Source organism: Rhizobium sp. 25PS6 (assembly GCF_032464655.1).
Taxonomy (GTDB): Bacteria; Pseudomonadota; Alphaproteobacteria; order Rhizobiales; family Rhizobiaceae; genus Rhizobium; species Rhizobium laguerreae.
This window is the reverse complement of sequence record NZ_JAWDIV010000017.1, coordinates 75,567-101,653: the sequence shown is the minus strand read 5'-3', so window position 1 is coordinate 101,653 and position 26,087 is coordinate 75,567. Positions and strand designations below refer to the sequence as shown.

Sequence of the window (26,087 nt, the reverse complement as noted above, 5' to 3'; positions counted from 1 at the left end):
GTTGCAGGAATTGCCTTAGGAACGATTGGAACGCGATATGGAAACGCCTTTTCCGCCTTTCGAGCCCAATGGGCCAGATGATTCCGCCCGCGGCCCACGTCTGCGCGAAATCCCGCTCCGGCTCGTCTTTCCAAATCTCATCACCATTCTGGCGATCTGCGCCGGGTTGACCGGCATCCGGCTGGCTTTCGAGAACCGTTATGAGCTCGCCGTCTCCATGGTGCTGCTCGCCGCCTTCCTCGACGGCATCGACGGGCGCGTGGCACGGCTGATGAAAGCAACCTCAAAGTTCGGCGCGCAGATGGATTCGCTTGCCGACATCGTCAATTTCGGCGTCGCACCCGCCCTCGTCGTCTACGTCTTCGCGCTCGACCAGGCGCGCTCGCTCGGCTGGATCGCCGCCCTGATCTATGCGATCGCCGCCGGGCTTCGCCTTGCCCGCTTCAATGTCATGGCCGAACGCGAGAACAAGGCGAGCTGGCAATCGGAATATTTCGTCGGCGTGCCGGCGCCGGCCGGCGCCATGCTGGTGCTGCTGCCGGTCTATCTCGGCTTCCTCGGGCTGGCGACGGACCGCACCTTCGCCTATCTCTCGTCGATCTACACCGTGCTCATCGCCTTCCTGCTGATCAGCCGGCTGCCGGTCTGGTCGGGAAAAGCGGAAGGCAACCGCTTGCGGCGCGATCTCGTGCTGCCGATGATGCTCGGTGTCGTGCTCTATGTGGCTCTGCTGATGAGCTACACCTGGGAGGTGATGGTCTTCACCGTCGCCGCCTACCTCATATCGCTTCCCTTCGGCGCGCGGAAATGGCGGCGGAAATACGGGACATTAACGATCGAGGAACCCGGCATCGGCGACGACGATATCGGCCGGCACATCTGATCACCGAGCATTTCCGGATTTCTCCAAATGATGGAAATGCTTCTCTCTCTTCGTTCTGAGGGATACTTGGGAAAAGCGCAGGTTTTCCCCGGAGAAAACCGTGCGCTTATCCGGCTGTTCCGCATTTTGCCGAGAAAACCGCTTTCGCACTTTTATTGGAACTGCTCTCTTCAGTAAGTATTAACCAACGTAGGCTTCAGTTAAGCCTCGCGAATTATGGTGCGCGTTTACAAATCCTGATGAGCTACGCCCCCATTTTGTCGCTATTCGTGACGAAACATCAAACTATAAAATGTCCAGGGAAGAACCACGTAAGGAGAGTATCGTGACTTCGAAGACGAGCAGTACCGGCGAACAGCAAGCGGCCAAGCCAGACCTCGCCGCCAACTATCGCCCCGTCGGCCTGAAGGCTGTTGCCGCAGCATCGCTGATGGCGAAGCATAAGCCAACCAGCGTCAAAAAATCCGCTTGAAGAAGGCTTCAAATTGGAAGCATGCGTGCTCTCGCGTTACATCCGTCAGGCACCGCTGACCAAGTGAATGACGAGAGGCGATCGCCGGAATCTCCTGACAACGCTCCGGCGACATAAGCACAACCCGAAAAACCTGTTGGACGAAGCGATGCATGGCCACCGCCAATGTGACACGTCGGCGCCGATAGGTCGCCGACGGGCCGGCTGGTGCGGCGGACAGTGTTCAGAAGAAGCTGAGCTGGCCGTCGTCAGGCTTTTGCTTGTCGGGCGCCTTCAACGGCTTTTCGATGACAACCGGCTCCTGCAGGTCGGGACCCATGTTGGCAACCTTGTTGACCTTGTCGGAGACCGGCACGACCTCGAAGAAATCATCCTGAACCGGCTGCATCAGGTCGACCACCTCGCGTGGCTCTTGCGTCTTGCAGTCGAGCCAGCGCGTGAAATCCTCAGGTCTGATGACGACAGGCATGCGATCGTGGATCGCTGATATGGCTGAATTGGTCGATGTCGTCAGGATCGCGCCGGTATCGACCTCGGAGCCGTCGGCAGAAGACCATGTCTCCATCAGCCCGGCAAAGGCGATGATCCCACCCTGACGCGGCCTGATCCAGTAGGCCTGCGGCAGCTCGCCGCTTTCTTTCGACGGGCGATGCCATTCATAGAAACCGGAGGCCGGAATGAGCACGCGGCGATGCCGCATGGCGGCGCGGAAGGAGGCTTTACCGATTGCGGTTTCTGCGCGCGCGTTGATCAGCAGCGGGAAATCTCTCGGATCTTTGACCCAGCCCGGAGTGAGCCCCCAGCGCACGAGCACGGCGCGCCGGTCGGCCAAGTTGCTTCCCTGCTCCCTGCCCTCGCCTGATATGACGACGAGGATCGGCTGCGTCGGCGCGATGTTGTAGCGCGCCGGAAAATCGTCGAGATCGAGACCGGAGAAGACGTCGCTCAGGTCGACGCTGGAGACTGTCAGGGCGAAACGTCCACACATCGGCCTGTCTTTACACCCGGCTGGTACTCCGTCAAGGCGCCTCAGCCTCTCGGCGCGAAGAGGATGAGGCTGGCGCCGGCAAGGCAGATCAGCGCACCGCCGATATCGTAACGATCCGGCACGCGGGCTTCGACCAGCCACAGCCAGAGCAGCGAAGCGAGGATGTAAATGCCGCCATAGGCTGCGAAGGTGCGGCCGGCGGCCTCGCTCGGCACCAGCGGCAGAAGCCAGGCGAAAAGCGCCAGGGAGATCATGCCCGGCGCCAGCCACCAGACTGACTTTTCGAGCTTCAGCCATGCCCAGAAGGCAAAGCAGCCGGCGATCTCGAAGAGGGCAGCAAACGCAAAAATGATGTAAGTCACGGAAGCACCTTTCGAATCCCCGTCGCACTATTCCTCCGATAAGATGGGCCATCACAGCAAGAGCAGCCTCCGATGATCTCCACCGCCAAAGCCGCCTCCTCCGCCATTCTCGAACGCGACGGCCGATTCCTCCTCGTGTTGCGGCGCAACCCGCCTTCCGCGGACATGTATGCCTTTCCCGGCGGACGGGCTGAACCCGGCGAAACTCCGGAGCAAACGGCATTGCGCGAACTCCATGAAGAGACCGGCATTTCGGCACGTAATCCGCGGCTGTTTTCGACCTACGACCTGAAAACGCATGCGGCCGACGGCAGCGTCAAGAGCCATTTCCTGCTGTCGGTCTTTCGCGTCGATGCGGATCGGGATGCAGTGGCGGAAGCTGCCGACGATGCGGCAGCCCTCGGCTGGTACACGGTCGAGGAAATCCGGCAATTGCCCGTACCGCAGAGCGTGCTCGAATGCGCGGAGCGGCTGGCGGGCGGCGAATAGACGTGGAAACTTTGAAGCACGCCTTGTTGCCGTCATGCTGAGCGTATCAACTGTGAGCATGATTCCCGTTCGACGCGTTTTTCTGTCCCTGCTCGTTCTCGCCGGCCCCACGATGGCGCAGGGCAAGAATACGCCGCCTCCACAGGAAGAGGAGATTGCCCCGCCGATCGTGAGCGTGCCCTATGACGACAAGCTGGCGCGGTTCGCCGAGGTGCTGGGCTCAGTGCATTATCTCAGAACGCTCTGCAAGGCGGCGGGCGGCGACGATTGGCGAAACGGCATGCAGCAGCTGCTCGATTCGGAGACCGGCAACGAGCCGCAGCGCAAGGAAAAGCTGACAGCAGCCTTCAATCGCGGCTATCGCGCCTTCGCCTCGGTCTATACGGATTGCACCCCGGCGGCCATCGTGGCAGAAGAGCGCTACCGTAACGAAGGTGCAACACTTGCCACAGAAATTACCTCGCGCTTTGGAAATTGACGTATAATTAACCTGTTTTCGCAAGCGGACGTGTCGTTTTGGGAAAAGGCTGTTAGTGTTGTTAACTGTGCAGTAAGACATGAGAAGTTCTGAGGAAAAGACAATGGAAGCAAGCCTCAACGACATCGACGACATGATCGTCCACGAAAAGATGCAGGCAGCTCTGGAGTACCAGAACGAGGCTTGGGCCGACGGCATGGCCGACGGCATCGAGCCTGAAATCATCGCTGATGCCGCCATTGCACATGCGCTGCGCGAGACGATCAGATTGCATGGGGAAAAGAGCGCCGAAGCTCTGCTGGATTCGCTGCGTGAGCGCATGCTTGCCGGCGAATTCTCCGCGAACCGCACCCTGCAATAATTATTATCAGAGAGTTTGATGCGCACCGGTAAAGAGAAAGTTTCGCGAATTTCGCTCGCGCCGGTGCTGCTTGCGTTCAGCCTCGCCGCCGGCAATGTTTTCCTTGCGCCGGCAGCCTACGCGCTTTCCGAACTGCACAAGATCCCCGGCCAGGCGGCCAACGAGACACCCGCACAGGGAAGCGCTCAGGGACAGAGCCAGCCGCAGAGCGGGGCCACTCCCGGCGTTCCCATGGCCGATCCACTGGTCAACAGCCAGAACAATCAGGGTGTCGACAAGACGCCGGGCGCTCGGGACAATTCCGAGCCCACCGAGGTGATCTACGACATCAGCAAGGTGCCAGAGCCGGTTCGCAAGATGCGCGAGCAGATCGTCGAGGCGGCCGCCTCCGGCGATCTCGAGCGGCTGCGGCCGCTGATGGGCACCGGCGCCGACCAGACGCAGGTGACTGTGGGCGAACCGACCGACGATCCGATCGGCACGCTGAAGGATCTGTCGGGCGACCCTGACGGCGACGAGATCCTTGCCATCATGCTCGACATCATCTCGACCGGCTTCGTGCATCTCGGCCAGGGCACGCCCGACGACATGTATGTCTGGCCCTATTTTGCCGAGAAGGACCTGAAGACGCTGACACCGCCTGAGCGCGTCGAGCTGCTGCGCATCGTCACGGCCGGCGATCTCTCCGACATGCAGGAATTCGGCGGATATAATTTCTATCGCCTCGGCATTACGCCTGAGGGTAAATGGAAATTCTTCACAGCGGGCGATTGATGCCCGTCTCGCCTGCGCTTTTCACGTTTCGCATGGCGCTTGCGATCCACCTCATGAAGACATACCTCTGAGCAATGACCAACGCGACAGGTTCCGCCATGCCAGCCGTATTCCTGAAAGACCGCTCATTGCTCCTTGTCAGCGGCGCGGAAGCCCAATCCTTCCTGCAGAACTTGATCACCACCGATATCGCCGCGCTTGGCGCCGACGAGGCGCGGCCCGGGGCATTGCTGACGCCGCAGGGCAAGATCCTGTTCGACTTCATGATCTGGCGGGATCGCGACGGTTACACGATCGAGACCGATGCCGGCCAGCGCGACGGGCTGCTGAAACGGCTGACGATGTACAAGCTGCGCGCCGCCGTCACACTTGCGCCAAGCACCGAAGAAGGCGTTACCGTTTCCTGGGACGAGGATGCCGAGGGCATCCGAGATAGCCGCTTCACCAAGGCGGGCGTCATGCTGATCCGCCGACCCGGCAAACACGGCGATGGTGCAGAAGCGCTCTACGACGCGCTGCGCATCCGCCACGGCATCGTCACATCAGGATCTGACTTCGCCCTGCAGGACGCTTTCCCGCATGATGTGCTGATGGATTTCAACGGCGGCCTCTCCTTCAGGAAAGGCTGCTATGTCGGCCAGGAGGTCGTCTCACGCATGCAGCATCGCGGCACTGCGCGTCGGCGCGTCGTGACGGTGTCCGCCGCAACGGATCTGCCGGGAACCGGGACGGAGATTACCGCCGCCGGCAAGCCTGTGGGAACCCTCGGTTCGGTTGACGGCGGCAATGGACTTGCGATCGTGCGCATCGACCGCGCCGGCGCGGCGATGGCAGCAGGCACGCCGCTGCTCGCCGGCGACACGCCTGTTTCCCTCGTCCTACCGGCATGGTCCGGTCTCGTCTTTCCCGCCAGCGCCGACGAGGCCAGCGCGTGACAACGACGAAAGCTCCGCGTGCCTGGCAACGCATGCTGTCCGGGCGCAGGCTCGACCTGCTCGACCCCTCGCCGCTCGACGTCGAACTCATCGACATCGCTCACGGGCTTGCGCGCGTGGCCCGCTGGAACGGCCAGACCTCCGGCGATCATGCTTTTTCGGTGGCCCAGCACAGTCTCGTTGTCGAGGATATCTTCCGCCGCTTCAACGATGCGCGGCCGCAGGAGTGTCTGATGGCGCTGCTGCACGATGCACCCGAATATGTCATCGGCGACATGATCTCGCCGTTCAAATCGGTGGTCGGCGGCGGCTATAAAACGGTGGAAAAGCGACTGGAGGCCGCCGTGCACCTGCGCTTCGGCCTGCCGCCGCATCCCTCGCGCGATCTCAAGGAGCGGATAAAAAAAGCCGACACGATCGCCGCCTATTTCGAAGCGACCGTGCTGGCCGGTTTCACACCCGCCGAGGCGCAGAAATTCTTCGGCCAGCCGCGCGGCATCAGCAAGGACATGCTGATGATCGAGCCCCTGCCGGCGATCGAAGCGCAGCGGTTGTTCTGCGAGCGCTTCGCGGCGATCGAGGTCGAGCGGGAGATGGTATCGTGACCTTCATCGTCGTCTCGCCGCTGTCGCGCATCGCGGAAATGGCGGTGCGCCACAAGGCGCGCGACATGATCAGCCTGATCGCCAAGGAGCAAGCCTTTCACCGGCCGGGCGTGATCGCGGCCGAGCGCCATCTGACGCTTGCTATGAACGATATCGTCTTCAAGGGCACCGGCGATCTCGTGGCGCCTGACGAGACGCATGTGCAGGGGATTATCGACTTTGCCGCTTCATGGCGGCAGGAGACGCCGCTGCTCATCCATTGCTGGATGGGCGTGTCGCGATCGCCGGCCGCAGCGCTCATTGCCGCGCTGTCGCTGGCACCCGATCAGAGCGAGGAAACGCTTGCCCGCCGCCTGCGGGCCGCCTCGCCCTTCGCGACGCCGAATGCCCGGCTGATCGAGATCGGTGACGCGCTGCTCGGCCGCAGCGGCCGGCTGGTCGCGGCGGTGCGGGCAATCGGACGCGGTGCCGATGCCGACGGCAATGCGCCCTTCGTGCTTACCATCCGAGACGCCGCCTGCGGTTGACGCTGCCGCAAGCCGCTCCATCTAGCCCCCGACCACGCACAACCGACAGGGCCAGATCATGGAACAACAGGCAGCCGATGTCCTCCTCGCCGCGCGAACGGTACTCAGCCAGGCAAGCGCACTTGCCGTGCAGTATTCCTTCTCCGTCCTCGGAGCGGTGATCCTGCTCGTCCTTGGCTGGACGCTGGCCGGTTTTGCCAGCCGCTGGGCTTATGAAGGCCTGTCGCGCGTTCATGGTATCGACGAGACGCTGGCGCGATTCTTCACCAATGTGCTGCGCTATGCGCTGCTCATCCTGGTGTTCATCACCGTGCTCGGTCAATTCGGCGTCCAGACCGCCTCGATCATCGCCGCCCTCGGCGCGGCAGGCCTGGCGATCGGACTGGCGCTACAAGGGACGCTGCAGAATATCGCTGCCGGCATCATGCTGCTGATCCTCAGGCCGTTCCGCGTCGGCGAATATATCGAGACCAGCAGCGTGGCCGGCACGGTGCGCGAAATCGGATTGTTTGCGACCGAACTCAGAACCGGCGACGGGCTCTACCGGTTGGCGCCGAATTCGACGCTCTGGAACACGCCGATTACCAATTTCAGCCGCGAGCCCACGCGGCGGGAAGAGTTGAAAATCAGCGTCCCCCATGACGATGACATCGATCTGGCGATGGAGAGGCTGATGGGCCTTGCCAAAGCCGATTCCAGAGTGCTGAAGTCACCGGCACCCAGCGTCTTCATCGACAGCCTCGGTGACAGTGCGATCTCTGTAACGCTGCGCTATTGGGCAAAGACCGGCGATTGGTGGCTGGTCACCCGTGACATGGTGAAGCGCGTGAAACTCGCTTTCGACAAGAATCCTGCCGCTGAGGCGGATGCTTCAGATGCCGCGCCGTCAAAAAAGTCCAACGGCGAGGCAACCGCCGAAAAGCCGACGCAGACGCGGCAGTAAGACATTGCAGCGCCGCGGATCTTTAAGACCAGCGGCGCTGTGCGCACTTTGAATTGCTGCATGGCTTCGTCCCTCAATCGATTCCGATTTAAGGAGTTGTGCCGTAGCTATTGAATGACGCCGCAGGCAAGTCTTTCCCCGGCATCACCCGAAGGCTGGCTGCGATAATCATCCGAATTGGCGTGCACCATCAATGCGCGCCCACGAATACGATCGGTCTTACCGTCGAGCGTGACCATGCTGTCGAAGATCTGTGCCCGCAACACGCCATCCTGCCCGACATATTGATTGGGCATGTCGCCAGCGTGCGGGCCTTTGGCGGCAAGAATGCCATGCTCCGCCTTCTCAGGATTGAAATGACCGCCCGCCGACTCATGATGGGTTGCGGCGTCGCAGCGACCGGTCTCATGAACATGGAAGGCCACCCATTTGTTCGCCGGCAGTCCCGATATCTCAACTTCGATCAGGACGCCGCCGTTGGCAGCAGCCGTCAGCTGCGCGCGGCCATCTTCCTTGCCGTCCTTGCCGACGAAATTGGCGACCGCCGTCTGCTTGTCCTGAGCGCCCGCCGGCAATGCAACCGCAAGCAGGCTCAGGGCGGCGATAATGCGCATGGCTTTCATGGAGATCTCCTTCCGTCCGGTTGTCCTTCTGAACGTATCAGCCTGGAAGGTGTTCCTGATTAGAGATGATCGAACGGGAAAAGCCGGCCAAAGGGCCGGCTTGCAGATCGCCCGAATTGAGACGCCGGTCTTCAGGCGACGGCGTTGAAGTCGAACTGGCCGTAGGTGTTACGGTAGAGATCGTCGGACTGATCGCCGGTCGCCGGCGCGGTCTGCTGCAGCGGATAGGAAACGGCGATGCTGCTTGCCGTGCCACTGTCGCGCGTGTCCATCATCAGCGCGATCAGGCTGCCGGAGAATTTCGGTTGCGTGTCGCCGCTCGTATCGTCCTCCAGAAGTTCCTTGATGATGCCGGGCTTCTCATCGGCGGCACGTTCGCCGCGGCTGAGGACGCCATCACCATTGGCATCAAGACGCGAAAGCGTCGCCAGATATGCATATGAGGTGTCTGAAACGGATGTGGTGCTGGTCATACAAACCTCCATTCACCGCCTTTTGCCGGTGGTGTTTGTACGCAATACGAACGTGGAAAATCAGTGCTGACTCGGTGGTTAAACTGATTTGCGCAGTGCGTCAATAAGTTGTTAACTTCTCATTAACGATGATTGACAAAAGTTAACGGAACGCCGCGAAGTCACCTGCCGCCTGCGCCAGCCGGCCGATTTCCCCCATATTTCAGCGATTTTTCACATACAAACAATTGTCTGGCCAAGTGCCCGCCGCTGTTGCACTGCAACCGAATATTAATTCGGCCCATAGAAAATGGCCGTCACGCATTGCCACCAGACAGTCCGACTATAAAAGCAATTTCTGTGTTCATTTGAGAAAGGTTTTCATGTCCGGCGTAATGATGCACGTACGTCAATCGAAGGCACCTTCCCCCGAGGCCGGGGCAGCAGCTGCGCAAGACGCATCCACATGAAAGCTGAAGCGCTTTTCTGGCAGCAATGCACTCAGGCCGTTACGGACGATGGATCGATCGATGCGCAGCGTCTGATGGATCTCGTGATCGCGACCTATCGCGTCCATGAAAGCAACTATGACAAAATCGAGAGAAGCGTGGAAACGCTGCTGAGGGAAAACCATGTGCTGAGAGGCAATATGTCAGCGCTCAGCCAGGCATTCGACGGACAGAAAAAACTCTTCGAAATCATTCTCAACAACCTGCCGCTCGGTCTCAGCGTCTTCGACGCCGACCAGCGACTGACGCTTTCCAACACCCGCTTCCGTCAGCTCTTCGGCCTGACGCAAAAAGATCTCTCTGCCGGCGCGAGGATCGCCGATCTCACGGCCAAAATGCGTGGTACGGAGAGCACCAAACCCGGCCGGCGGACCGGGCGACATTCCGCTGCAACCGCAAGAAGCAGTAGTCTCCGTCGGCGCGAATGGTTGATGGATGACGGTCGCATCATCCAGAGCATGGTGACTATCCTTTCCGACGGCAGCAACATTTCCATTCATGCCGATATCACTGAGGATCGAAGGGCGGCCGAGCGCATCACCTATCTCGCCCACCACGACCCGCTGACCGGCCTTCCGAACCGCATCCACTTTCGCGAGCAGGTCGATGCAACGCTTGCGGAACGCAAGCCGGATGAGCAGATCGCCCTCGTTCACCTCAATCTCGACCGGTTCAAATCGATCAACAACACGATGGGCGTTTCGGCCGGCGACAAAATCCTGCAGCAGGTCGCGGAGCGCGTCCGAGCCTCGGCCGGTTCGGAAAACACCCTGGCGCGCCTCGGTTCGGACGAATTCGCCATCCTCCAGACGGGCAAGCAGCAGCCGTGGAACGTAACGGCGCTTGCCGAGCAGATCCGCCGGGAGCTTTCCGAGCCATTCTTCCACGGCGAGAAACAGGTGGAGCTCAGCGTCTCCATGGGCATCGCAATCGCCCCTGAGGATGGCGAGGAAACCGATATCCTGCTGAAAAATGCCGGCGTGGCACTGTCGCATGCCAAGTCCGACGGGCGCAAACGTGAGCGCTTCTTCGCCAATGAGATGGAAGCGCAGATGCAGCTGCGTCACGCGCTGGAAGCTGATCTCAGGGCAGCCGTCGAGAAAGAGGAATTCGAGCTGCATTATCAGCCGCTCTACGACCTCACGCAGCGGCGCATCTGCGGCTTCGAAGCATTGATCCGCTGGAACCACCCGGTCCGAGGCCGCGTTCCGCCGATGGATTTTATTCCGCTTGCCGAAGAGGTCGGCCTCGTCGTCGATATCGGCCGCTGGGTTTTGCGTCGGGCCTGCGACGATGCAGCGTTATGGCCTGAAGGCATCAAGGTCGCCGTCAACGTTTCGGCGATCCAGTTCAGCAGCAGCGACCTGACACGGGATGTCAGCGAGGCGCTTGCCGCCGCGACGCTGTCGCCGTCGCGGCTTGAACTCGAAATCACCGAGAGCGTGCTGATGGAAAATCTAAGCGAAGTCTTGCCGATCCTGCATGCGCTGAAGGAGCGCGGCATCCGCATCTCGATGGACGATTTCGGAACCGGCTATTCCTCACTGAGCTACCTCTCGAGCTTCCCCTTCGACAAGATCAAGATCGACAAATCCTTCGTCAACGACATCGTCGACAACAAGGAAGCGCATGCGATCATGCACGCGATCATCCTGCTCGGCGATGCGCTCGGCATGCGGGTCACCGTCGAGGGTGTCGAGACGGCCGAGCAGCTGGCGCTGCTCGAATGCGAGGAATGCGACGAGATCCAGGGTTATCACATCAGCCCGCCGAGACCGGCGCGTGAGGTGCCTCATCTTCTCTCCCTGCCGCCGAAAAACGGCGGCGCGACGCGTCTTCCCAAAGCCAAGCGGTGAGATCACCCTCGATTGCGACTCGCACGGCAAGCCGTTAGAACAGGATGATTTCAGGCCGGGTCGGCCTAAAATCTGAATCCTGTTCTACAATATATAGTTAGAGCATGATGTCGCCCGAAAACCGCTCACACTTTTCGGCATCATGCTCTAGAAAATCGGCTGCGATTCCTGAGATCTTCGTTGTCGCGTCCTTTTACCCGCCCGCATCCACTTCCGCGCCGATGCGCTATCGGCGGAAACGATCTTCCTCATGACAGGTGGCGCAATGTTCGCGGCTGAAGCCTTCTCCCCACACGAAACGCTTGCCGCGGCGCTGATTGCGCATGCGGCCGAGGGCGACGACGGCTCGCACGACCTTGCCCATATCCTGCGTGTCTTCAGGAATGCCATGCGCATCCATGCGGGAGAAGGCGGCGACGGGCGGGTTCTTGCCGCTTCCGTGCTGCTGCACGACTGCGTCGCCGTCGAGAAGAATTCGCCGCTGCGGGCAAAAGCATCGGCTTTGGCGGCCGAGAAGGCATCGGCGATCCTGGCGGAACTCGGCTGGAGCGGCGCGGATATCGAAGCCGCGGCCCACGCAATCACCGCGCATAGTTTCTCGGCCGGGGTGGCGCCGCAGACCCTGGAGGCGAAGATCCTGCAGGATGCCGACCGGCTGGACGCGATCGGCATGATCGGCGTCGCCCGCTGCTTCTATATCGCCGGGCGACTGGGATCCGGGCTCTACGATCCGTTCGACCCGGCAGCGGCAGACCGCCCGCTCGATGACAAGCGTTATGCCATTGACCATTTCCAGACGAAGCTGTTCAAACTGGCGGAAGGATTCCAGACCGAGACCGGCCGCAGGCTGGCGGCCGCGCGTGACAAGAGCTTGCGCGATTATCTCTCGGAATTCATGGACGAAATCTAGGAGAACGGCATGCTTGTCAGCGACCTCTTCATCTATCCGCTCAAGAGCGCCCGTGGCATTGCGCTGCCCGCCGCCGACATCGACGCCTATGGGCTTCCAGGCGACCGGCGGGCGATGATCACCGATGCGCAGGGGCACTTCATCACCCAGCGCGAGTTGCCCGACCTCGCACGCATCGAGGTACGACCGGAAGCGAGTGCCTTTCGGCTGCTGATGCAGGGGAAAACGGACATATCGGTACCACCGCCTCAGCCTGAAGCCCGCATGGATGTGATCGTGTGGAAATCTGCCGTCAACGCGGCCGTCGCCGATCCGGAGAGCAACCGGCAGCTTTCGGAATGGCTTGGCCGCGAGGTGCGCCTGGTCTTCTTCGACGGGCAGGCACGGCGGACGGCGAATGCCGAATGGGCCGGCGAAGCCACGCCCGTCACCTTTACCGACGGCTACCAGATCCTGGTGACGACGACCGGCTCGCTGAAAGCGTTGAATGCCGATCTCGCCGCCCATGGCGAAGGCAGTGTCGGCATGGAACGCTTCCGTCCGAACATCGTCATCGATACCGACGAAGCCTGGGCGGAGGACCGCTGGGCGGCGATCGAGATCGTCGGCATCCGCTTCGATCTCGTCAAACCCTGCTCCCGCTGCATCATGACGACGCAGGACCAGTTGACCGGGTCCCGCGAGGGACCAAACCCGATGCCGGCCATGGGCCGCCTCCGTATGTCGGCCGATCGGCGCGTGCCAGGCCCGCTCTTCGGTTGGAACGTCACGCCGCGCGGCAGCGGCAGGGTCACGATCGGTGACACCGTCCGCATCGTTGAAGAGAGGCCAGAAGGCTGGGCGCTCAAGCGTCGCGCCGCAGCATAAAGCAATTCCAGGAAAAGCGCGAAGCGGTTCTCCGTCCGGAATTGCGTGAAAACAAAGAGTTAGAGCGTCACACGCGTGCGAGTGCGGTATCGATGCCTGCCATGACATCGGCCGGCAATGGTCCCTTCTCCAGAGCGCCGGCATTTTCCTCTACCTGGGCGACGGTGCGGAACCCCGGAATGGGAAGGGTGCGCGGCGAGCGTGCCCAGAGCCAGGCAAGCGCGCCCTGCGTCAGTGTGCGGCCGCCTGACGTCAGGAGATCGCGGACGGCATCGAGCCTTGCGGCGAATTCCGGGGCCATGCGCCCGTTCTTGAAATAGACCATCCAGTCAAGGGCCGCCCCACGGACATCCTTGGCGCCTACCGCCTTGTCGGCGGTGAACTTGCCGGTCAGCAGTCCCATCGCCAGCGGACCGCGATTGATTGACATCAGACCCGTCCCCTCGATCACCGCGATCATCTCCGGCACCGGTTCGAAAACGTTCATCGTATGCTGGATCGAGACGTAGCCCTGGCGGCCGACATGACGGGCGGCACGATCGGGAAAATCGGTGCTCCAGCCGAACGCATCGATCTTGCCTTCGGCGCGCAGCGCCTCCAGCGTATCGAAGACGGCATCCGACTGTTCAAGCGGAAAATCATTGAGGTGGAACTGCAGGAGATCGAGGCGATCGCGCTTGAGGCGGCGCAGCGAGGTCTCGACCGAACGGCGGATGAAGGCCTCATCGGCGAAGGCGCCGGTTGCCTGCTTGGTTTCCGGGTCGGTGGCGAAGCCGAACTTGGTGGCGATGACAATATCGTCGCGATTGCCGATCGCCCGGCCGAGCACCTCCTCCGAGTGGCCGGCGCCGTAGTTCGAGGCCGTGTCGAAGAAGCGGATGCCGAGTTCGATGGCACGGTGGATCGCTTCCACGGATTCATCGTCGTCGACATCGCCCCAGCCGAGCGGCGTGTCGCCGGCGAAGAAGGGACCGCCGATCGCCCAGCATCCCATACCGAGGCGCGGAATTTCGCGGCCATTCCAGAGCGTGATCGTCGTCGGTGATGCGGTCTTGGTCAGCATGAGATCCTCCTTGATTGGCAATCCTGTGAAGACATAGGAAGCGCTCATAGGCAGGTAAACCGCCAAATCCGGAGGATGTTTTGCACCCGTAAAAAACGGAAGTCAGGCGGAAATACCATTCGGACCTGAAAGCGTCCGCAAGGCTGGATTGAGCGCCTTGAGTGCCGCCTGAACGAAGCCGTCGCGGGCTGCCACGGCTTCGATGCCGCGCGGTTCGTAGACATGGCGATGCAGAAAAAACCCTGTCAGACGGAATGCGGCTGAGAGACTATCGAAGTCGGCCGCATGATTGCCCTCGATGCTGAGGAACTGCGGCAGGAGCAGCATCTTGTCCGCCCAGGGGGCACCAGCGGCGCGGCTGACGGCGCGGCCGGATTTCGGCGAGACATAGACGAGATCGGAACGGGCGCCGGTCGCGGCGCATTCGGCGAGATCGAGGCCGAAGCCGAGGTCATTCAGCACCGCAAGCTCGAAACGCACAAAGAGTTCGCCGGCATCGGCCGGGTTGTGCAGGTGATCGAGGATGACCTCCAGCGCATCGAAGAGATGCGGATGCGGGTCACGCTCCGGCAGCAGCCGCAGCAGCGCGCCCATCGCCTGGACACCGTAGACGGCGGTTGCCGTTTCCATCAGCCGGGCAGCGCGCAGCGTCACCGGCTCGACGCGGAATTCGCCCAGATGCTCGTCAAGCCGGGCGCGCCAGATAACCTCCACCGCATTACCCGCCTGCAGCACCGGCTGCATGGCGCGCGAGCGGCCGGAGCGCACCAGGCCGAGATGGCGGCCGCGATCACGCGTCATTACCTCGGCGATGACGCTCGTCTCGCCGTGGCGCTTGACGCCCAGGATGATCGCATGGTCCTGCCACTGCATCGAAAGAAGTCCTTACGGCTGACGAATCCATCCTACTGCATAATTCAACGCGTTACAGCGTCCTTTGCGCGTCTGAAAGACACGCTGCAATGCAAGGCCCGGCTTCCGTCGGGGACTGCGTCAGGCGACAGCCGGGAAAAGCCTCTGCAGGAATTCCCGCATCGCCATTTCGTCGAAAGGCTTCACCAGAAGCGGTATCTGCTGCAGGTCGGGCGGGAAATCGCCGGTATCGGAATAGCCGCTGACGAAGCCGAACGGGATGCCGATGTCGAGAAGATGGCGGGCAAAACCGAAGCTCATGCCCTCGCCGAGATTGACGTCGAGAAGAGCGAAATCATATTTCTCCGCAGCAATGGCGGCCCTTGCCTGTTCGACGCTGCCGACGATATCGATGCTCTCGACGCCGGCCAGGCGTAGAATATCCTCCGCCTCCATCGCGATGATCAAACTGTCTTCAAGAACCAGAACACGGATTGCGCTCATGACTCGATGCCCCTCGTCGGGCGCCTGTCGCAGCGCCCCGGCCGTTTCGCCAACATCATTGCCCTCCGGTGCCCCGCATGGCACGCTATCGGTGAATTCCGCCACCTTTTCTGAATAAACCATTTTTCTGCCCGGTCGATAAGAATCAAAATCGGAGGAAGATGACAGCCGACCTTATTTTCCTTGCTGCTAATCTGCATTTAAAAAAGACATAACCAGGCTGCTTGACCAAAGCATGTCGCGCAGAACAAAGACCTAAGACGCGACGCGCTTTAGATGAACGGGCGTTTGCCCTCTCCCAGCCCTTCCCAGCCGGCGATCGCCATCAATTCCTCGCCGTTCAGCACCTCGCAGCCGCGCTCCTGCCAGCGGATCAACCCTCGTTCGCTGAGCTTTTTCAAAGTTTTATTGGTGTGAACGATGGAAAGACCGAGCGTGTCGGCGATGTGCTGCTGAGTGATGGGAATGAATTTGCGGCCGTTGAAGATATTGAGCTTCCGGCCACGCTCAAACAGGAAGGCGATCAGGTAGGCTGCTCTTTCCAGCGCCGTGCGGCGGCCGATGCTCAAGAGATGCTCATCCAGGATGCGCTCCTCGCGCGCGGCGATCCAGGTGATGTCGAAGGCCAGCGAGGCGTGCTTGTTGTACAGCGTCATCAGCCTGTCACGCTCGAAGACACAAAGGGACACGGGCGAAAGCGCTTCGACGGAATGCTGCATCTCACCGGCGATCGTTCCCTGCAGGCCGACCAGGTCGCCCGGCATAATATAGTTCAGAATCTGGCGGCGTCCGTCCTCCAGCATCTTGTAGCGGAAGCCCCAGCCGGCGAGCACGGTGAAGAGGTGAGCGCTATGTGCGCCCTCGACGAGGATGGTGGAGCCGGCATCGACGGCAAGCTCACCCCTCTTGAAGCTCGAGACGAATTCCAGCTCGTCGCGGCTGAACTCCCTGAAATGCGGCAGAGGCCGCAAGGGACATTGGTCGCAAGGGGTCTTGAAAGAATTGATGGGTCTCGACGTTGCCATGCTTGCCCTTGCCGTCGCAAAATCGGCGCGCCAACATTGGCGCGCCGTTCGTCAAGGAATGCGCAAGGCACGGATTTGTTCCATGAGCGAGGCCGATTTTTTATGCGGAAACAAAGGGCTGGCGCCAACCCGACGAAATCCTTGCCATGCTTATTTCGGGAAATCGAGACCCATTTCGCGGAACCGCTCGGGATCATCACCCCAATTCTCGCGAACCTTGACGAACAGGAAGAGATGGACCGGCTGTTCGAGGATCTGCGACAATTCCTTGCGGGAAGCAGTCGAGATCGCCTTGATGGTTTCACCACCCTTGCCGAGCGCGATCTTCTTCTGGCTGTCACGCTCGAGATAAATCACCTGCTCGATCCGCACCGAGCCGTCCTTGCGCTCTTCCCACGTCTCCGTCTCGACATGCGAGGCATAGGGGAGCTCTTGGTGCAGGCGCAGAAACAGCTTCTCGCGGGTGATCTCGGCAGCGAGCTGGCGCATCGGCAGATCGGAGATCTGGTCTTCCGGATAGTACCACGGCCCCTCCGGGAGCGTTTTCGCCAGATAGTCCATGAGATCGTCGCAGCCGGAGCCGTTTTCGGCGGAGATCATGAAGGTGCGATCGAAAGCGATCTTCTCGTTGGCGGCAGCGGCCAGCGCCAGCAGATCCTCGCGATTGACGCGGTCGATCTTGTTGAGCAGCAGGATCTTCGGCTGCCGGACTTCCTTGAGGCCTTCGAGGATGGCTTCGGCATCCCCGCGCAGGCCGCGCTCGCTGTCGATCAGCAGCACGATCAGATCGGCATCCCTCGCACCGCCCCAGGCCGAGGTCACCATGGCGCGGTCAAGCCGGCGGCGCGGCTTGAAGATACCAGGCGTATCCATGAAGACGATCTGGGCATTGTCGTGGATCGCGATGCCGCGGACGATGGCCCGCGTCGTCTGCACCTTATGGCTGACGATCGAGACCTTGGCGCCGACGAGGCGGTTGACCAGCGTCGACTTGCCGGCATTGGTCGGCCCGATCAGCGCGACAAAGCCCGAATGCGTCGGACCATTGGTTTCTGCGGCAGCTTCGGCCGCGATCTCTTCTTCTTGTGTCATTGTCCCGTCAGTTTCCGGCAGGCGATTGCTGCCAAATGCCTTCGCGCTCGAGCATCTTCGTTGCCGCCACCTGTTCGGCGGCACGCTTCGACCGCTCTACGCCGGTTTCGGGCTTAATGCCAGCAACTTCCACCGTCACCTTGAAGCGCGGATCATGATCCGGTCCGCTGCGTTCATCAACCCGGTAGATCGGCGTGACACCAAATTTCGCGTGCGACCATTCCTGCAGCTCGGTCTTGGCGTCGCGCTTGGCGCCATCGGCCCGCACCGCCCTGCCCTGCCAGTAACGCAGAATGAAGCGGCGGGCGACTTCGAGGCCGCCGTCGAGATAGATCGCGGCGATCAGGCTTTCGACGACATCGGCGCGCACATTCATCATGCGCTTGCCGGTCAGTTTTTTCACATCGGCGCCGGTGCGGATATAGAGGTGAAGATTGAGTTCGTCGGCGACCGCAGCACAGGTTTCGGCGCTGACGAGCTGGTTGAGGCGAACCGAGAGCTCGCCTTCTCCTGCCGTGCCGAAGGTGCGGAACAGAAGCTCGGCGATGCAGAGCCCGAGGACCCTGTCGCCGAGGAATTCCAGCCGTTCGTAATTGCCGCCCTTTTCGGTACGGGCGCTGGCATGGGTCAGCGCGCTATCCAGGCGTTCCTTTTCAGCGAAGTCATGACCGATCAGGCCCTCAAGCTTTGCGCGGTCCGCCGCAGAAAGCGTCTGCGCCTTACTCATTCAACAACCTTGAAGAGGCGGTCCCAACGCATGTTCGTCGGCCACTTCCAGATTTCGCGGAAGGAGGTGTCGTTGCCGAGCGAGAAGAAGATGACGCTGGCACGGCCGACAAGATTTTCAGCGGGCACGAAGCCGACGTCGAAGCGGCTGTCTAGCGAGTTGTCGCGATTGTCGCCCATCATGAAATAATGGCCTTCCGGCACGATGAACTCGCGGGTGTTATCACCACGCGACACCCGAGACTGATCGAGCGTGTCGTAGGACTTGCCGTCGTCGAGCGTTTCGCGGAATACCGGCACGTCCTCGCCCGGGTCGAGCTTGTAATCCGAAGTGAACGCACCGTCCGCCACCTTCGGAACCGGCTTGCCGTTGACGTAGAGCACGCCGTCGGTAACCTGGATACGGTCGCCCGGCAGGCCGATGCAGCGCTTGATGTAATCGATGTCGGGGTTCGGCGGGAAACGGAAGACGACAATGTCGCCACGCTTCGGATCGGCGCCGAACAGGCGGCCGCTGAAGACATCAGGCGAGAAAGGCAGCGAATATTTCGAATAGCCGTAAGCGAACTTGTTGACGAAGATGTAGTCGCCGACAAGCAGGGTCGGCATCATCGAACCGGATGGAATGGTAAAGGGCTGGAACAGCACCGTTCGGATCACCATCGCCAAAATCAGCGCCTGGATGATAACTTTGATATTTTCCCAGAGGGCGTTCGGCTTGGCTTCGACTTTTTCGGACACGCAGTCTTATTCCTTCAAGACGCCGCGGCGGCGCAATTCTTTCTGTCGTTCTCTCTACCGGCTTCGGCCGGTTGCGGCAATGGCGACAACATCAAAAGCGACGAGAGGTCGCGATCAACAGCGCCCGAGGTCGCCATCAACAGCGCCCGAGGTCGCGATCAGAGGCTCTCGGGCAACGCCTCGATAATGACGAAGGCCTGCGCCAAGGGATAATCATCGGTTATTGTCAAATGAATGGCGGGCCTGTGGCCGGCGGGCAGCAGCGATTCGAGGATCAGGGCAGCGCCGCCCGATAAAAGCATGGTCGGCTTGCCGCTCGGCAGGTTGACGACGCCCATGTCCTTCCAGAAGACGCCCTGTGCCATGCCGGTGCCGAGCGCCTTGGAACAGGCCTCCTTGGCGGCAAAACGCTTGGCATAGGATGCCGCACGGTTTGCCCGCCTGTCGGAACGCGCGCGCTCGATCTCGGTGAAGCAGCGATGGGTGAAGCGCTCGCCGAAGCGCTCGATGGATTTCTCGACACGGCGAATGTCGATCAAATCACTGCCAATGCCGATGATCATGCCGGCCCCTTCCGTCGCTTAAGAATTCTTGATCGGATTCATATGCTCGGCATGTCGCCGGCTGGAACGGCAAGACGCAGGCGCGCCCGCTCCATCAGCCGTATATGGCGGCGCGTCTGAAAACCCTTCACGGTGTAGAATGTCAGCGCATAGAGCGCAACGGAGGTGACGATCGCCGGCGGGATAGCGCCGACCAGCATCGGCTCCAGCACCGGCTTCCATAATTCGGTGAAGTTCAGCTTGTGGAAAAGGGCGGCGAGATCCACCGTCTGACCGGCCAGCTGATCCTCGCGGCTCAACAGCAGACGCCCGATTTCCCAGGTGATGCCCCAGATGAAGGGATAGGTCAGCGGATTGCCGAAGGCGGCGCAGCCGAGGGCGGCGGCCACCATGCTGCCGGAGAGGAAATAAGTGATGACGAAAGCCATGACGAAATGCACGCCGATGAACGGCGTCCACGAGACGAAGACACCCGCAGCGACGCCGGCGGCAACCGCATGCGGCGAAGCGCTCAGGCGCAGGACGCGCATTGTCAGATAACGGATCGGGCGAAGGAAACCTTTGCGAGGCCATAAAAGCTCCCGCATCTTTTCCTTGAATCCCGCAGGCTTGCGACGGCGAAACAACATGGCCGGTATTTAGTGCAGCGCACACCACCATGACAAGAGCGGCAAATGATACCGCTCCAAAAACCGCCCCTCAATTCTCGCTGCGAAGAGGAGCTTCTTCATGCCGAGGGGCGTCCGTTATGCATAACGTCCCTCACTTACCTCAAGTATAAAGTCCATTATCAGCGATTACGGAACAGACCGCGATCGACCTGGCGCTGACGAAACTCGAGATCGATACGATCGAGCGAGCCATTCAAATATGCCATTTCACGTTCCTGCGTGGTCGGAGCGCGAAAGGCGCGAGCGAATTTCTTGATAGGGTCAAACATTATCTTGTCTCATCTTCTGTTTACGTTTCGATGACCAGAAGATAGGCCCGGCACAGGTTAATTACTACCGCCGCAATATGGAGACAGCCATGCGCTGAGTGCACCGCTTGCCCCTCTCATGCGCTGCTCCGATTATAAAATGTGCAATTTTTCGCCCAACCCTCTGGAGGGGCTTAACAAAAGCTTTAGTCGTAGAGGCGCCGGACCGTGGCGATGCAATCCAGTTCCTTCATCTGAGCGAGCAACTGGTTGAGCTGGCGCAGGTCCCAGACCTCGACCTCGAGCATCATTTCGGTGAAATCGGCCGCCACCCGCACCGTGTTCAGCAAGCGGATATTGACGTCGAGGCCTGCGACCGTCTGGGCGACCTTGGCAAGCGTGCCGGGCTCATTCAACCCATTCACCATGATGCGCGCCATGAAACGCGACTTGTTGGCTTCGTCGAGGTCCCAGCGCACGTCGATCCAGCGGTCGGGCTGATCGTCGAAGCGCTGCAGGCTCGGCGACTGGATCGGATAGATGGTGATGCCCTTGCCCTGATCCATGATACCGACGATGCGATCGCCGGGCACGGCGCCGGTCGGCGCGAACTTGACGTCGACATTGCCGGACAGGCCGCGGATCGGCCCGATATCGGCATCGGCGTCGATTTCCGAATGGCCGCCGTCGTGCCCTGTCTTGGTCTTGCCGGGGATCTTGAAGATCATGCCGGCGGCGCTGCGAACGTTGAACCAGCCATCATCGCCGGAGGGCTTCACGGTGACGCGCTCATCTTGATGATCGGGATAGACGGCGCGCAACACGTCGAGCGAGGACATCTCGCCGCGGCCGACGGCGGCGATCGCATCCTCGACATCCTTCTGGCCGAGACGGTGCAGCGCTGGCTTCATCGCCTCGCGCGAAAAGATCTTGCCGGCCCTGTTGAAGGTGCGCTCGAGAATGCGGTGGCCGAGGCCTGCATATTGCTTGCGGATCGCCGTGCGGGTGGCGCGGCGGATGGCGGCGCGCGCCTTGCCGGTCACGACGATCTCCTCCCAGGCGGCGGGCGGAACCTGCACGCCGGAGCGGATGATCTCGACCTCGTCGCCATTTGCAAGTCGCGTCACCAGCGGCATGATGCGGCCGTTGATCTTGGCGCCGACTGTCGTATCGCCGATATTGGTGTGCACCGCATAGGCGAAATCGATCGGGGTGGCGCCGCGCGGCAGGGCGATCAACTTGCCCTTCGGCGTGAAGCAGAAGACCTGGTCCTGGAAGAGCTCGAGCTTGGTGTGTTCGAGGAACTCTTCCGGGCTGTCGCCCTCGGCCAGGGCCTCGATCGTATGACGCAGCCAAGAATAGGCATTGGATTCGCGGGAAAGAATATCGCCATCGGCATTGGTGGCGCCGTCCTTATAGAGCGTGTGGGCGGCGATGCCGAATTCGGCGATTTCGTGCATGCGCTTGGTGCGGATCTGCAGTTCGATGCGCTGGCTGGAGGGGCCGACGATAGTGGTGTGCAGCGAACGGTAATCGTTCTGCTTCGGCGTCGAGATATAATCCTTGAAGCGGCCGGGCACGACGCGCCAGCGCGTGTGGACAATGCCGAGTGCCCGGTAACAGGACGGGATGTCCTCGACGATCAGGCGGAAGCCGTAGACATCGGAAAGCTGTTCGAAGGAAAGCGACTTCGATTGCATCTTGCGGAAGACGGAATAGGGCTTCTTCTGCCGGCCCTTGACATAGGCGCTCGTCAGGCCGCTTGCGACCAGAAGGTCGCGCAATTCGGCCTCGATCTTCTTGACGATGCCTTCGTTGCGCTTCGAAAGCTCTTCCAGCCTTTTGGTGACGGTCTCGTAGGCTTCCGGGTTCATATGGCGGAAGGAGAGTTCCTCGAGCTCCTCGCGCATATCCTGCATGCCCATGCGGCCGGCGAGCGGCGCATAGATTTCCATCGTCTCCTCGGAAATGCGGGCACGCTTGTCGGCCGACATGTGATCGAGTGTGCGCATATTGTGCAGGCGATCGGCAAGCTTGACGAGCAGCACGCGCACATCGTCTGATATGGCGAGCAGCAGCTTGCGCAGGTTTTCCGCCTGCTTGGCCTTCTTGGTGACGAGATCGAGCTTCTTGATCTTCGTCAGCCCCTCGACCAGGCGGCCGATATCCTCGCCGAAGAGTTCGTCGATCTCGGCGCGCGTTGCCGTCGTATCCTCGATCGTATCATGCAGAAGGGCGACCGCGATCGTCGATTCATCGAGGTGCATGTCGGTGAGGATGGCGGCGACCTCGAGCGGATGGGAAATATAGGGATCGCCGCTCGCGCGCTTTTGCTGGCCATGCTTCTGCATGGCGTAGACATAGGCTTTGTTCAGCAGTGCTTCATTGGCATCGGGCTTGTATTGCTGAACCCGCTCCACGAGCTCGTACTGCCGCATCATTCCAAAGCCACTCCGATAAAAATAAAAGCGCGCCAATCAACGATTGGCGCACACATGGGCAATAATATGCCTAAGCAATAAAGGTGCAAGATTGACGATTGGTAATCGTCGCTCTTTTGCGTCGCATGCAGCTTTTTCCGGGCTGCATCTAACCGATGCGACCGGTGATCCCGCCTGCGCGCTTAGTAGTCGTCGCTCTTTTCCGGCGGCACGAGGCCTTCGATGCCGGCAAGCAGCTCTTCTTCCGACATCTGGTCGAAAGTGATCGTCTCCGGCACGTCGTCCTGCTCTTCGCTGTCGGCCGCAGTGGCACCGCCGGCGGCGATCATGCTTGCCGGATCGGGCTCGGGCTCATCGACTTCGACATGCTTCTGCAGCGAATGAATCAGATCTTCCTTGAGGTCGTCGGGCGAAAGCGTCTCGTCGGCAATTTCGCGCAGGGCCACGACAGGATTCTTGTCGTTGTCGCGATCGATGGTGATCGAGGCACCCTGAGAAATCAGCCGGGCGCGGTGGCTGGCGAGCAGAACCAGCTCGAAGCGGTTCTCCACCTTATCGATGCAATCTTCAACTGTGACACGGGCCATTGCCTGTCCTTTACGGTCGTCATTTCGGGATTAACACGCCCGATACAATTAAAACCGGGCAAATACAAGTTTTTCATTCCGGCTCCCCTCGTCTTTATCCGCGGCTGAGCTAGATTTCCATGGAGAATGTCATAATTCCACCGAAGGTTGCTTGGAATATGTCGAATCGTGCCCTAAATCTTTCATATATGAATAATTCATAAAGTAAGGATCAGATCGAAATCGAAACACAAGCTATTGTTTTTATTGAAGTTTGGTGCATACGGATTTCGATTGCTCTCATTGGATTGGTAAGCGATGTTTGACCCACGCGAAAAAATTGCACTCTTCATTGACGGCGCCAATCTGTACGCTGCATCCAAGAGCCTCGGCTTTGACATTGATTACCGCAAGCTCCTGAAAGCATTCCAGAAACGCGGATATCTGCTGCGCGCGTATTATTATACCGCTCTGATCGAAGATCAGGAATATTCGTCGATCCGGCCGCTGATCGACTGGCTCGACTACAACGGCTACAAAGTCGTCACCAAGCCCGCCAAGGAATTCACGGATTCCATGGGTCGCCGAAAGATCAAAGGCAACATGGACATCGAGCTTGCGATCGATGCCATGGAACAGTCCGAAACGGTCGATCATCTCGTCATCTTCTCGGGCGACGGCGATTTCACGAACCTGGTCGAGGCATTGCAGCGCAGAGGCCGCAAGGTCTCGGTAATATCAACCATGGCGACCCAGCCACCAATGATTGCCGACGACCTGCGCCGTCAGGCCGATCATTTCATCGATCTCTTGTCTCTGAAGGCTGAAATCGGTCGCGATCCTTCCGAGCGGGCGCCACGCCCGGCCGAAGTCGCCCCGGCCAGCGATTTCGAGGACTGATCTCTCGCTGTAACATTTGAATCATGCAGGGGCGCGGCGGCCAGCTCCTCGCGTGGCCACGCCTTTACATGGACGATACACGACAGCGGCCGATTGCAGCGTGATCGGACCCAGCGCGGTCAACCATGAGCCTTCAGCAGGCGGCTCTTCTGCCGGTTCCAATCGCGCTCCTTCTCGGATTCGCGCTTGTCGTGCAATTTCTTACCCTTGGCGAGCGCCAGTTCCATCTTCGCCCGACCGCGATCGTTGAAATAGATCTTCAGCGGAATCAGCGTCATGCCTTCGCGGTTGATGGCAGAGCGCAGGCGATGGATTTCACGGCCCGACAGCAGCAGCTTGCGGCGCCGGCGCGGCTCGTGGTTGAAGCGGTTGGCTTGCAGATATTCCGGCAGGTAGGAATTGATCAGCCAGATCTCTCCGCCCTCATCCGAGGCGTAGGATTCGGCGATATTGGCCTTGCCTTCGCGCAGCGACTTGACCTCCGTGCCCATCAGCACGATGCCGGCCTCATAAGTATCGATGATCTCGTAGTTGAAGCGGGCCTTGCGGTTTTCGGCCACGACCTTGTTCACCACACGCTGGCTGCCTTTGGGGGCCATGACGATATTCCAATTATTTTTTAGGGCGCGAAAAGCCGCACCCTTATTCCTTGCCCTTATGTAAGGGAGAGACCCGGCCTTGTGAAGACGGCCGGCCTCGTCAGTTCAACAGGCCCGCATGACGCATCGCGGCGTCGATCGCCGATTCCGTTGCCGGCTCCAGCGTCGAAAGCAGCGGCGAGCGGACGTTGCGGCTCATCCGGCCAAGTCTGGAAAGCCCGTATTTGGCGCCGCAAAGACCAGGCTCGAGGAAGATCGCCTTGTGCAGCGGCATCAGCCGGTCCTGATATTCCAGAGCGCGGGCATAGTCGCCGGCCAGCGTTGCCGCCTGGAAGTCGGCGCAAAGGCGCGGGGCGACATTCGCCGTCACCGAAATACAGCCGACACCGCCATGGGCGTTGAAGCCGAGCGCCGTCGCATCCTCGCCGGACAATTGCCTGAAATCCGCGCCGCAGCTGATGCGCTGTTCGGAGACGCGCTCGATCTTGCCCGTCGCATCCTTGACGCCGACGATATTCCTATGCGCCTTGGCGAGCGCACCCATCGTTTCCGGGGTCATGTCGACCACCGAGCGGCCGGGGATGTTATAGATATAGATCGGCAGATCGACGGCCTCGGCGATCGCCGAAAAATGCGCGATCAAACCCTTCTGCGTCGGCTTGTTGTAATAGGGGGTGACGACCAGCACGGCGTTCGCACCGACCTTTTCGGCATGCTGGGCAAGCTCGATCGCCTCACGCGTATTGTTCGAGCCGGCGCCAGCCATGACGGGAACGCGTTTTGCGGCAACCTCGATGCAGAGTTCCACCACCCGCTTGTGTTCGGCATGCGACAGCGTCGGGGATTCGCCCGTCGTGCCGACCGGAACGAGACCGCCGCTGCCTTCCTTGATCTGCCAGTCGACATGAGCGGCGAAGCTGTCTTCGTCGATCAGTCCGGCATCGGTGAAGGGGGTGACGAGGGCGGGAATGGACCCATTGAACATGCAAAGCTCCTCACGACCAAATCCTTGCTTCGGCCGCATTCCATGAATAAGAGTTGCGCACCATAGAGCGCCGAAAT

At 60.4% G+C, this 26,087-nt stretch carries 32 protein-coding genes; 14 read left to right on the top strand and 18 right to left on the bottom strand.

Features of this window, described 5'->3' with window-relative positions:
• Nucleotides 1–37: 37 nt before the first annotated feature.
• Complete coding sequence (pssA, locus tag RWK44_RS23775; protein ID WP_077976128.1) at nt 38–883, top strand: CDP-diacylglycerol--serine O-phosphatidyltransferase; 846 nt, start codon at nt 38–40, stop codon at nt 881–883.
• Between the two features lie 325 nt (nt 884–1,208).
• On the top strand, nt 1,209–1,355 hold the full coding sequence (locus tag RWK44_RS23770) for a hypothetical protein (RefSeq protein WP_017959783.1): 147 nt from the start codon (nt 1,209–1,211) through the stop codon (nt 1,353–1,355).
• A 223-nt stretch (nt 1,356–1,578) separates the two neighbouring features.
• Here the strand turns inward: RWK44_RS23770 and RWK44_RS23765 are convergent, their stop codons facing one another.
• Both RWK44_RS23765 and RWK44_RS23760 read right to left on the bottom strand, forming a co-directional pair.
• Nucleotides 1,579–2,343, bottom strand: coding sequence for an SOS response-associated peptidase (locus RWK44_RS23765; RefSeq protein WP_131665956.1), 765 nt, complete (start codon nt 2,341–2,343; stop codon nt 1,579–1,581).
• 41 nt (nt 2,344–2,384) lie between these two features.
• The gene (locus tag RWK44_RS23760) at nt 2,385–2,705 is read right to left on the bottom strand and encodes a YnfA family protein (RefSeq protein WP_222010106.1); all 321 of its coding nucleotides are present in this window, start codon (nt 2,703–2,705) and stop codon (nt 2,385–2,387) included.
• A gap of 72 nt (nt 2,706–2,777) precedes the next feature.
• On the opposite strand from RWK44_RS23760, the gene RWK44_RS23755 reads away from it, so the two are divergent.
• The 8 genes from RWK44_RS23755 to RWK44_RS23720 all read left to right on the top strand — a co-directional run bounded on the left by RWK44_RS23755 (nt 2,778) and on the right by RWK44_RS23720 (nt 7,817).
• Nucleotides 2,778–3,194 (top strand): NUDIX hydrolase, encoded by a 417-nt coding sequence (locus RWK44_RS23755; protein WP_077976125.1) that lies wholly within the window; start codon nt 2,778–2,780, stop codon nt 3,192–3,194.
• Nucleotides 3,195–3,228: 34 nt separating this feature from the next.
• Nucleotides 3,229–3,672: a TIGR02301 family protein gene (locus tag RWK44_RS23750; protein ID WP_027665234.1), complete on the top strand. Its 444-nt coding sequence runs from the start codon at nt 3,229–3,231 to the stop codon at nt 3,670–3,672.
• Nucleotides 3,673–3,775: 103 nt separating this feature from the next.
• The gene (locus RWK44_RS23745) at nt 3,776–4,033 is read left to right on the top strand and encodes a hypothetical protein (RefSeq protein WP_003546972.1); all 258 of its coding nucleotides are present in this window, start codon (nt 3,776–3,778) and stop codon (nt 4,031–4,033) included.
• A gap of 18 nt (nt 4,034–4,051) precedes the next feature.
• Entirely contained in the window at nt 4,052–4,807 is a 756-nt protein-coding gene (locus tag RWK44_RS23740) for a hypothetical protein (protein WP_221946293.1), read from the top strand.
• 98 nt (nt 4,808–4,905) lie between these two features.
• Nucleotides 4,906–5,742: a CAF17-like 4Fe-4S cluster assembly/insertion protein YgfZ gene (ygfZ, locus tag RWK44_RS23735; RefSeq protein ID WP_316029491.1), complete on the top strand. Its 837-nt coding sequence runs from the start codon at nt 4,906–4,908 to the stop codon at nt 5,740–5,742.
• On the top strand, nt 5,739–6,347 hold the full coding sequence (locus RWK44_RS23730) for a YfbR-like 5'-deoxynucleotidase (RefSeq protein WP_020049321.1): 609 nt from the start codon (nt 5,739–5,741) through the stop codon (nt 6,345–6,347). The genes ygfZ and RWK44_RS23730 overlap by 4 nt, the downstream gene beginning before the upstream one ends.
• Nucleotides 6,344–6,874, top strand: a complete 531-nt coding sequence (locus tag RWK44_RS23725; RefSeq protein ID WP_168270247.1) for a tyrosine phosphatase family protein — start codon at nt 6,344–6,346, stop codon at nt 6,872–6,874. Before RWK44_RS23730 ends, RWK44_RS23725 begins: the two co-directional genes overlap by 4 nt.
• Nucleotides 6,875–6,932: 58 nt before the next feature.
• Nucleotides 6,933–7,817 (top strand): mechanosensitive ion channel family protein, encoded by an 885-nt coding sequence (locus tag RWK44_RS23720; protein ID WP_316029471.1) that lies wholly within the window; start codon nt 6,933–6,935, stop codon nt 7,815–7,817.
• 107 nt (nt 7,818–7,924) lie between these two features.
• On the opposite strand, the gene RWK44_RS23715 is transcribed toward RWK44_RS23720, so the two are convergent.
• On the bottom strand, nt 7,925–8,440 hold the full coding sequence (locus tag RWK44_RS23715; RefSeq protein WP_131665961.1) for a superoxide dismutase family protein: 516 nt from the start codon (nt 8,438–8,440) through the stop codon (nt 7,925–7,927).
• Between the two features lie 131 nt (nt 8,441–8,571).
• A complete protein-coding gene (locus tag RWK44_RS23710) occupies nt 8,572–8,925 on the bottom strand; it encodes a hypothetical protein (RefSeq protein ID WP_205930276.1) in 354 nt (117 codons plus the stop codon).
• 433 nt (nt 8,926–9,358) lie between these two features.
• Here RWK44_RS23710 and RWK44_RS23705 point away from each other — a divergent pair, with 433 nt between their 5' ends.
• The 3 genes from RWK44_RS23705 to RWK44_RS23695 all read left to right on the top strand — a co-directional run bounded on the left by RWK44_RS23705 (nt 9,359) and on the right by RWK44_RS23695 (nt 13,034).
• On the top strand, nt 9,359–11,257 hold the full coding sequence (locus RWK44_RS23705; protein ID WP_316029470.1) for a putative bifunctional diguanylate cyclase/phosphodiesterase: 1,899 nt from the start codon (nt 9,359–9,361) through the stop codon (nt 11,255–11,257).
• Nucleotides 11,258–11,507: 250 nt separating this feature from the next.
• Nucleotides 11,508–12,167, top strand: a complete 660-nt coding sequence (locus RWK44_RS23700; protein ID WP_316029469.1) for an HD domain-containing protein — start codon at nt 11,508–11,510, stop codon at nt 12,165–12,167.
• Between the two features lie 9 nt (nt 12,168–12,176).
• Complete coding sequence (locus tag RWK44_RS23695) at nt 12,177–13,034, top strand: MOSC domain-containing protein (protein WP_222041012.1); 858 nt, start codon at nt 12,177–12,179, stop codon at nt 13,032–13,034.
• Between the two features lie 67 nt (nt 13,035–13,101).
• Here the strand turns inward: RWK44_RS23695 and RWK44_RS23690 are convergent, their stop codons facing one another.
• The 12 genes from RWK44_RS23690 to rpoZ all read right to left on the bottom strand — a co-directional run bounded on the left by RWK44_RS23690 (nt 13,102) and on the right by rpoZ (nt 23,547).
• Nucleotides 13,102–14,097: an aldo/keto reductase gene (locus tag RWK44_RS23690; protein WP_221999547.1), complete on the bottom strand. Its 996-nt coding sequence runs from the start codon at nt 14,095–14,097 to the stop codon at nt 13,102–13,104.
• Between the two features lie 102 nt (nt 14,098–14,199).
• Nucleotides 14,200–14,970, bottom strand: a complete 771-nt coding sequence (gene recO, locus RWK44_RS23685; protein WP_025393929.1) for a DNA repair protein RecO — start codon at nt 14,968–14,970, stop codon at nt 14,200–14,202.
• A gap of 120 nt (nt 14,971–15,090) precedes the next feature.
• Nucleotides 15,091–15,576 (bottom strand): hypothetical protein, encoded by a 486-nt coding sequence (locus tag RWK44_RS23680; RefSeq protein WP_316029468.1) that lies wholly within the window; start codon nt 15,574–15,576, stop codon nt 15,091–15,093.
• A gap of 149 nt (nt 15,577–15,725) precedes the next feature.
• A complete protein-coding gene (locus tag RWK44_RS23675; RefSeq protein ID WP_017959764.1) occupies nt 15,726–16,478 on the bottom strand; it encodes a Crp/Fnr family transcriptional regulator in 753 nt (250 codons plus the stop codon).
• Between the two features lie 150 nt (nt 16,479–16,628).
• Complete coding sequence (gene era / locus RWK44_RS23670) at nt 16,629–17,570, bottom strand: GTPase Era (RefSeq protein WP_003546943.1); 942 nt, start codon at nt 17,568–17,570, stop codon at nt 16,629–16,631.
• Between the two features lie 7 nt (nt 17,571–17,577).
• Nucleotides 17,578–18,297, bottom strand: coding sequence for a ribonuclease III (gene rnc / locus RWK44_RS23665; protein WP_017959762.1), 720 nt, complete (start codon nt 18,295–18,297; stop codon nt 17,578–17,580).
• Nucleotides 18,294–19,037, bottom strand: a complete 744-nt coding sequence (lepB, locus tag RWK44_RS23660; protein ID WP_025393926.1) for a signal peptidase I — start codon at nt 19,035–19,037, stop codon at nt 18,294–18,296. The genes rnc and lepB overlap by 4 nt, the downstream gene beginning before the upstream one ends.
• A gap of 158 nt (nt 19,038–19,195) precedes the next feature.
• Nucleotides 19,196–19,600 carry a holo-ACP synthase gene (gene acpS, locus RWK44_RS23655; protein ID WP_020049306.1) on the bottom strand — a complete coding sequence of 135 codons (405 nt, stop codon included), beginning with the start codon at nt 19,598–19,600 and terminating at the stop codon, nt 19,196–19,198.
• 38 nt (nt 19,601–19,638) lie between these two features.
• Nucleotides 19,639–20,229, bottom strand: a complete 591-nt coding sequence (locus RWK44_RS23650) for a DUF2062 domain-containing protein (protein ID WP_131665969.1) — start codon at nt 20,227–20,229, stop codon at nt 19,639–19,641.
• A 161-nt stretch (nt 20,230–20,390) separates the two neighbouring features.
• Complete coding sequence (locus tag RWK44_RS23645; RefSeq protein WP_003558084.1) at nt 20,391–20,540, bottom strand: DUF3563 family protein; 150 nt, start codon at nt 20,538–20,540, stop codon at nt 20,391–20,393.
• Between the two features lie 185 nt (nt 20,541–20,725).
• Nucleotides 20,726–22,960 carry a RelA/SpoT family protein gene (locus RWK44_RS23640; RefSeq protein WP_131665970.1) on the bottom strand — a complete coding sequence of 745 codons (2,235 nt, stop codon included), beginning with the start codon at nt 22,958–22,960 and terminating at the stop codon, nt 20,726–20,728.
• Nucleotides 22,961–23,142: 182 nt separating this feature from the next.
• The gene (gene rpoZ / locus RWK44_RS23635; protein WP_017959757.1) at nt 23,143–23,547 is read right to left on the bottom strand and encodes a DNA-directed RNA polymerase subunit omega; all 405 of its coding nucleotides are present in this window, start codon (nt 23,545–23,547) and stop codon (nt 23,143–23,145) included.
• A gap of 297 nt (nt 23,548–23,844) precedes the next feature.
• On the opposite strand from rpoZ, the gene RWK44_RS23630 reads away from it, so the two are divergent.
• A complete protein-coding gene (locus RWK44_RS23630; protein WP_003546927.1) occupies nt 23,845–24,426 on the top strand; it encodes a LabA-like NYN domain-containing protein in 582 nt (193 codons plus the stop codon).
• 119 nt (nt 24,427–24,545) lie between these two features.
• Here the strand turns inward: RWK44_RS23630 and smpB are convergent, their stop codons facing one another.
• The gene (gene smpB / locus RWK44_RS23625; RefSeq protein WP_003546925.1) at nt 24,546–25,025 is read right to left on the bottom strand and encodes an SsrA-binding protein SmpB; all 480 of its coding nucleotides are present in this window, start codon (nt 25,023–25,025) and stop codon (nt 24,546–24,548) included.
• Nucleotides 25,026–25,125: 100 nt separating this feature from the next.
• Nucleotides 25,126–26,010 carry a 4-hydroxy-tetrahydrodipicolinate synthase gene (gene dapA, locus RWK44_RS23620; RefSeq protein WP_020049304.1) on the bottom strand — a complete coding sequence of 295 codons (885 nt, stop codon included), beginning with the start codon at nt 26,008–26,010 and terminating at the stop codon, nt 25,126–25,128.
• Nucleotides 26,011–26,087 lie beyond the last annotated feature (77 nt).

Excerpts from the sequence above, each read along its gene's own strand:
- pssA (WP_077976128.1), top strand. The coding sequence starts at position 38 with ATGGAAACGCCTTTTCCGCCTTTCGAGCCCAATGGGCCAGATGATTCC.
- RWK44_RS23765 (WP_131665956.1), bottom strand. The coding sequence starts at position 2,343 with ATGTGTGGACGTTTCGCCCTGACAGTCTCCAGCGTCGACCTGAGCGAC.
- RWK44_RS23755 (WP_077976125.1), top strand. The coding sequence starts at position 2,778 with ATGATCTCCACCGCCAAAGCCGCCTCCTCCGCCATTCTCGAACGCGAC.
- RWK44_RS23750 (WP_027665234.1), top strand. The coding sequence starts at position 3,229 with ATGCTGAGCGTATCAACTGTGAGCATGATTCCCGTTCGACGCGTTTTT.
- RWK44_RS23745 (WP_003546972.1), top strand. The coding sequence starts at position 3,776 with ATGGAAGCAAGCCTCAACGACATCGACGACATGATCGTCCACGAAAAG.
- RWK44_RS23740 (WP_221946293.1), top strand. The coding sequence starts at position 4,052 with ATGCGCACCGGTAAAGAGAAAGTTTCGCGAATTTCGCTCGCGCCGGTG.
- ygfZ (WP_316029491.1), top strand. The coding sequence starts at position 4,906 with ATGCCAGCCGTATTCCTGAAAGACCGCTCATTGCTCCTTGTCAGCGGC.
- RWK44_RS23720 (WP_316029471.1), top strand. The coding sequence starts at position 6,933 with ATGGAACAACAGGCAGCCGATGTCCTCCTCGCCGCGCGAACGGTACTC.
- RWK44_RS23715 (WP_131665961.1), bottom strand. The coding sequence starts at position 8,440 with ATGAAAGCCATGCGCATTATCGCCGCCCTGAGCCTGCTTGCGGTTGCA.
- RWK44_RS23710 (WP_205930276.1), bottom strand. The coding sequence starts at position 8,925 with ATGGAGGTTTGTATGACCAGCACCACATCCGTTTCAGACACCTCATAT.
- RWK44_RS23705 (WP_316029470.1), top strand. The coding sequence starts at position 9,359 with ATGAAAGCTGAAGCGCTTTTCTGGCAGCAATGCACTCAGGCCGTTACG.
- RWK44_RS23700 (WP_316029469.1), top strand. The coding sequence starts at position 11,508 with ATGACAGGTGGCGCAATGTTCGCGGCTGAAGCCTTCTCCCCACACGAA.
- RWK44_RS23695 (WP_222041012.1), top strand. The coding sequence starts at position 12,177 with ATGCTTGTCAGCGACCTCTTCATCTATCCGCTCAAGAGCGCCCGTGGC.
- RWK44_RS23690 (WP_221999547.1), bottom strand. The coding sequence starts at position 14,097 with ATGCTGACCAAGACCGCATCACCGACGACGATCACGCTCTGGAATGGC.
- recO (WP_025393929.1), bottom strand. The coding sequence starts at position 14,970 with ATGCAGTGGCAGGACCATGCGATCATCCTGGGCGTCAAGCGCCACGGC.
- RWK44_RS23680 (WP_316029468.1), bottom strand. The coding sequence starts at position 15,576 with ATGGTTTATTCAGAAAAGGTGGCGGAATTCACCGATAGCGTGCCATGC.
- RWK44_RS23675 (WP_017959764.1), bottom strand. The coding sequence starts at position 16,478 with ATGGCAACGTCGAGACCCATCAATTCTTTCAAGACCCCTTGCGACCAA.
- era (WP_003546943.1), bottom strand. The coding sequence starts at position 17,570 with ATGACACAAGAAGAAGAGATCGCGGCCGAAGCTGCCGCAGAAACCAAT.
- rnc (WP_017959762.1), bottom strand. The coding sequence starts at position 18,297 with ATGAGTAAGGCGCAGACGCTTTCTGCGGCGGACCGCGCAAAGCTTGAG.
- acpS (WP_020049306.1), bottom strand. The coding sequence starts at position 19,600 with ATGATCATCGGCATTGGCAGTGATTTGATCGACATTCGCCGTGTCGAG.
- RWK44_RS23650 (WP_131665969.1), bottom strand. The coding sequence starts at position 20,229 with ATGTTGTTTCGCCGTCGCAAGCCTGCGGGATTCAAGGAAAAGATGCGG.
- RWK44_RS23645 (WP_003558084.1), bottom strand. The coding sequence starts at position 20,540 with ATGTTTGACCCTATCAAGAAATTCGCTCGCGCCTTTCGCGCTCCGACC.
- RWK44_RS23640 (WP_131665970.1), bottom strand. The coding sequence starts at position 22,960 with ATGATGCGGCAGTACGAGCTCGTGGAGCGGGTTCAGCAATACAAGCCC.
- rpoZ (WP_017959757.1), bottom strand. The coding sequence starts at position 23,547 with ATGGCCCGTGTCACAGTTGAAGATTGCATCGATAAGGTGGAGAACCGC.
- RWK44_RS23630 (WP_003546927.1), top strand. The coding sequence starts at position 23,845 with ATGTTTGACCCACGCGAAAAAATTGCACTCTTCATTGACGGCGCCAAT.
- smpB (WP_003546925.1), bottom strand. The coding sequence starts at position 25,025 with ATGGCCCCCAAAGGCAGCCAGCGTGTGGTGAACAAGGTCGTGGCCGAA.
- dapA (WP_020049304.1), bottom strand. The coding sequence starts at position 26,010 with ATGTTCAATGGGTCCATTCCCGCCCTCGTCACCCCCTTCACCGATGCC.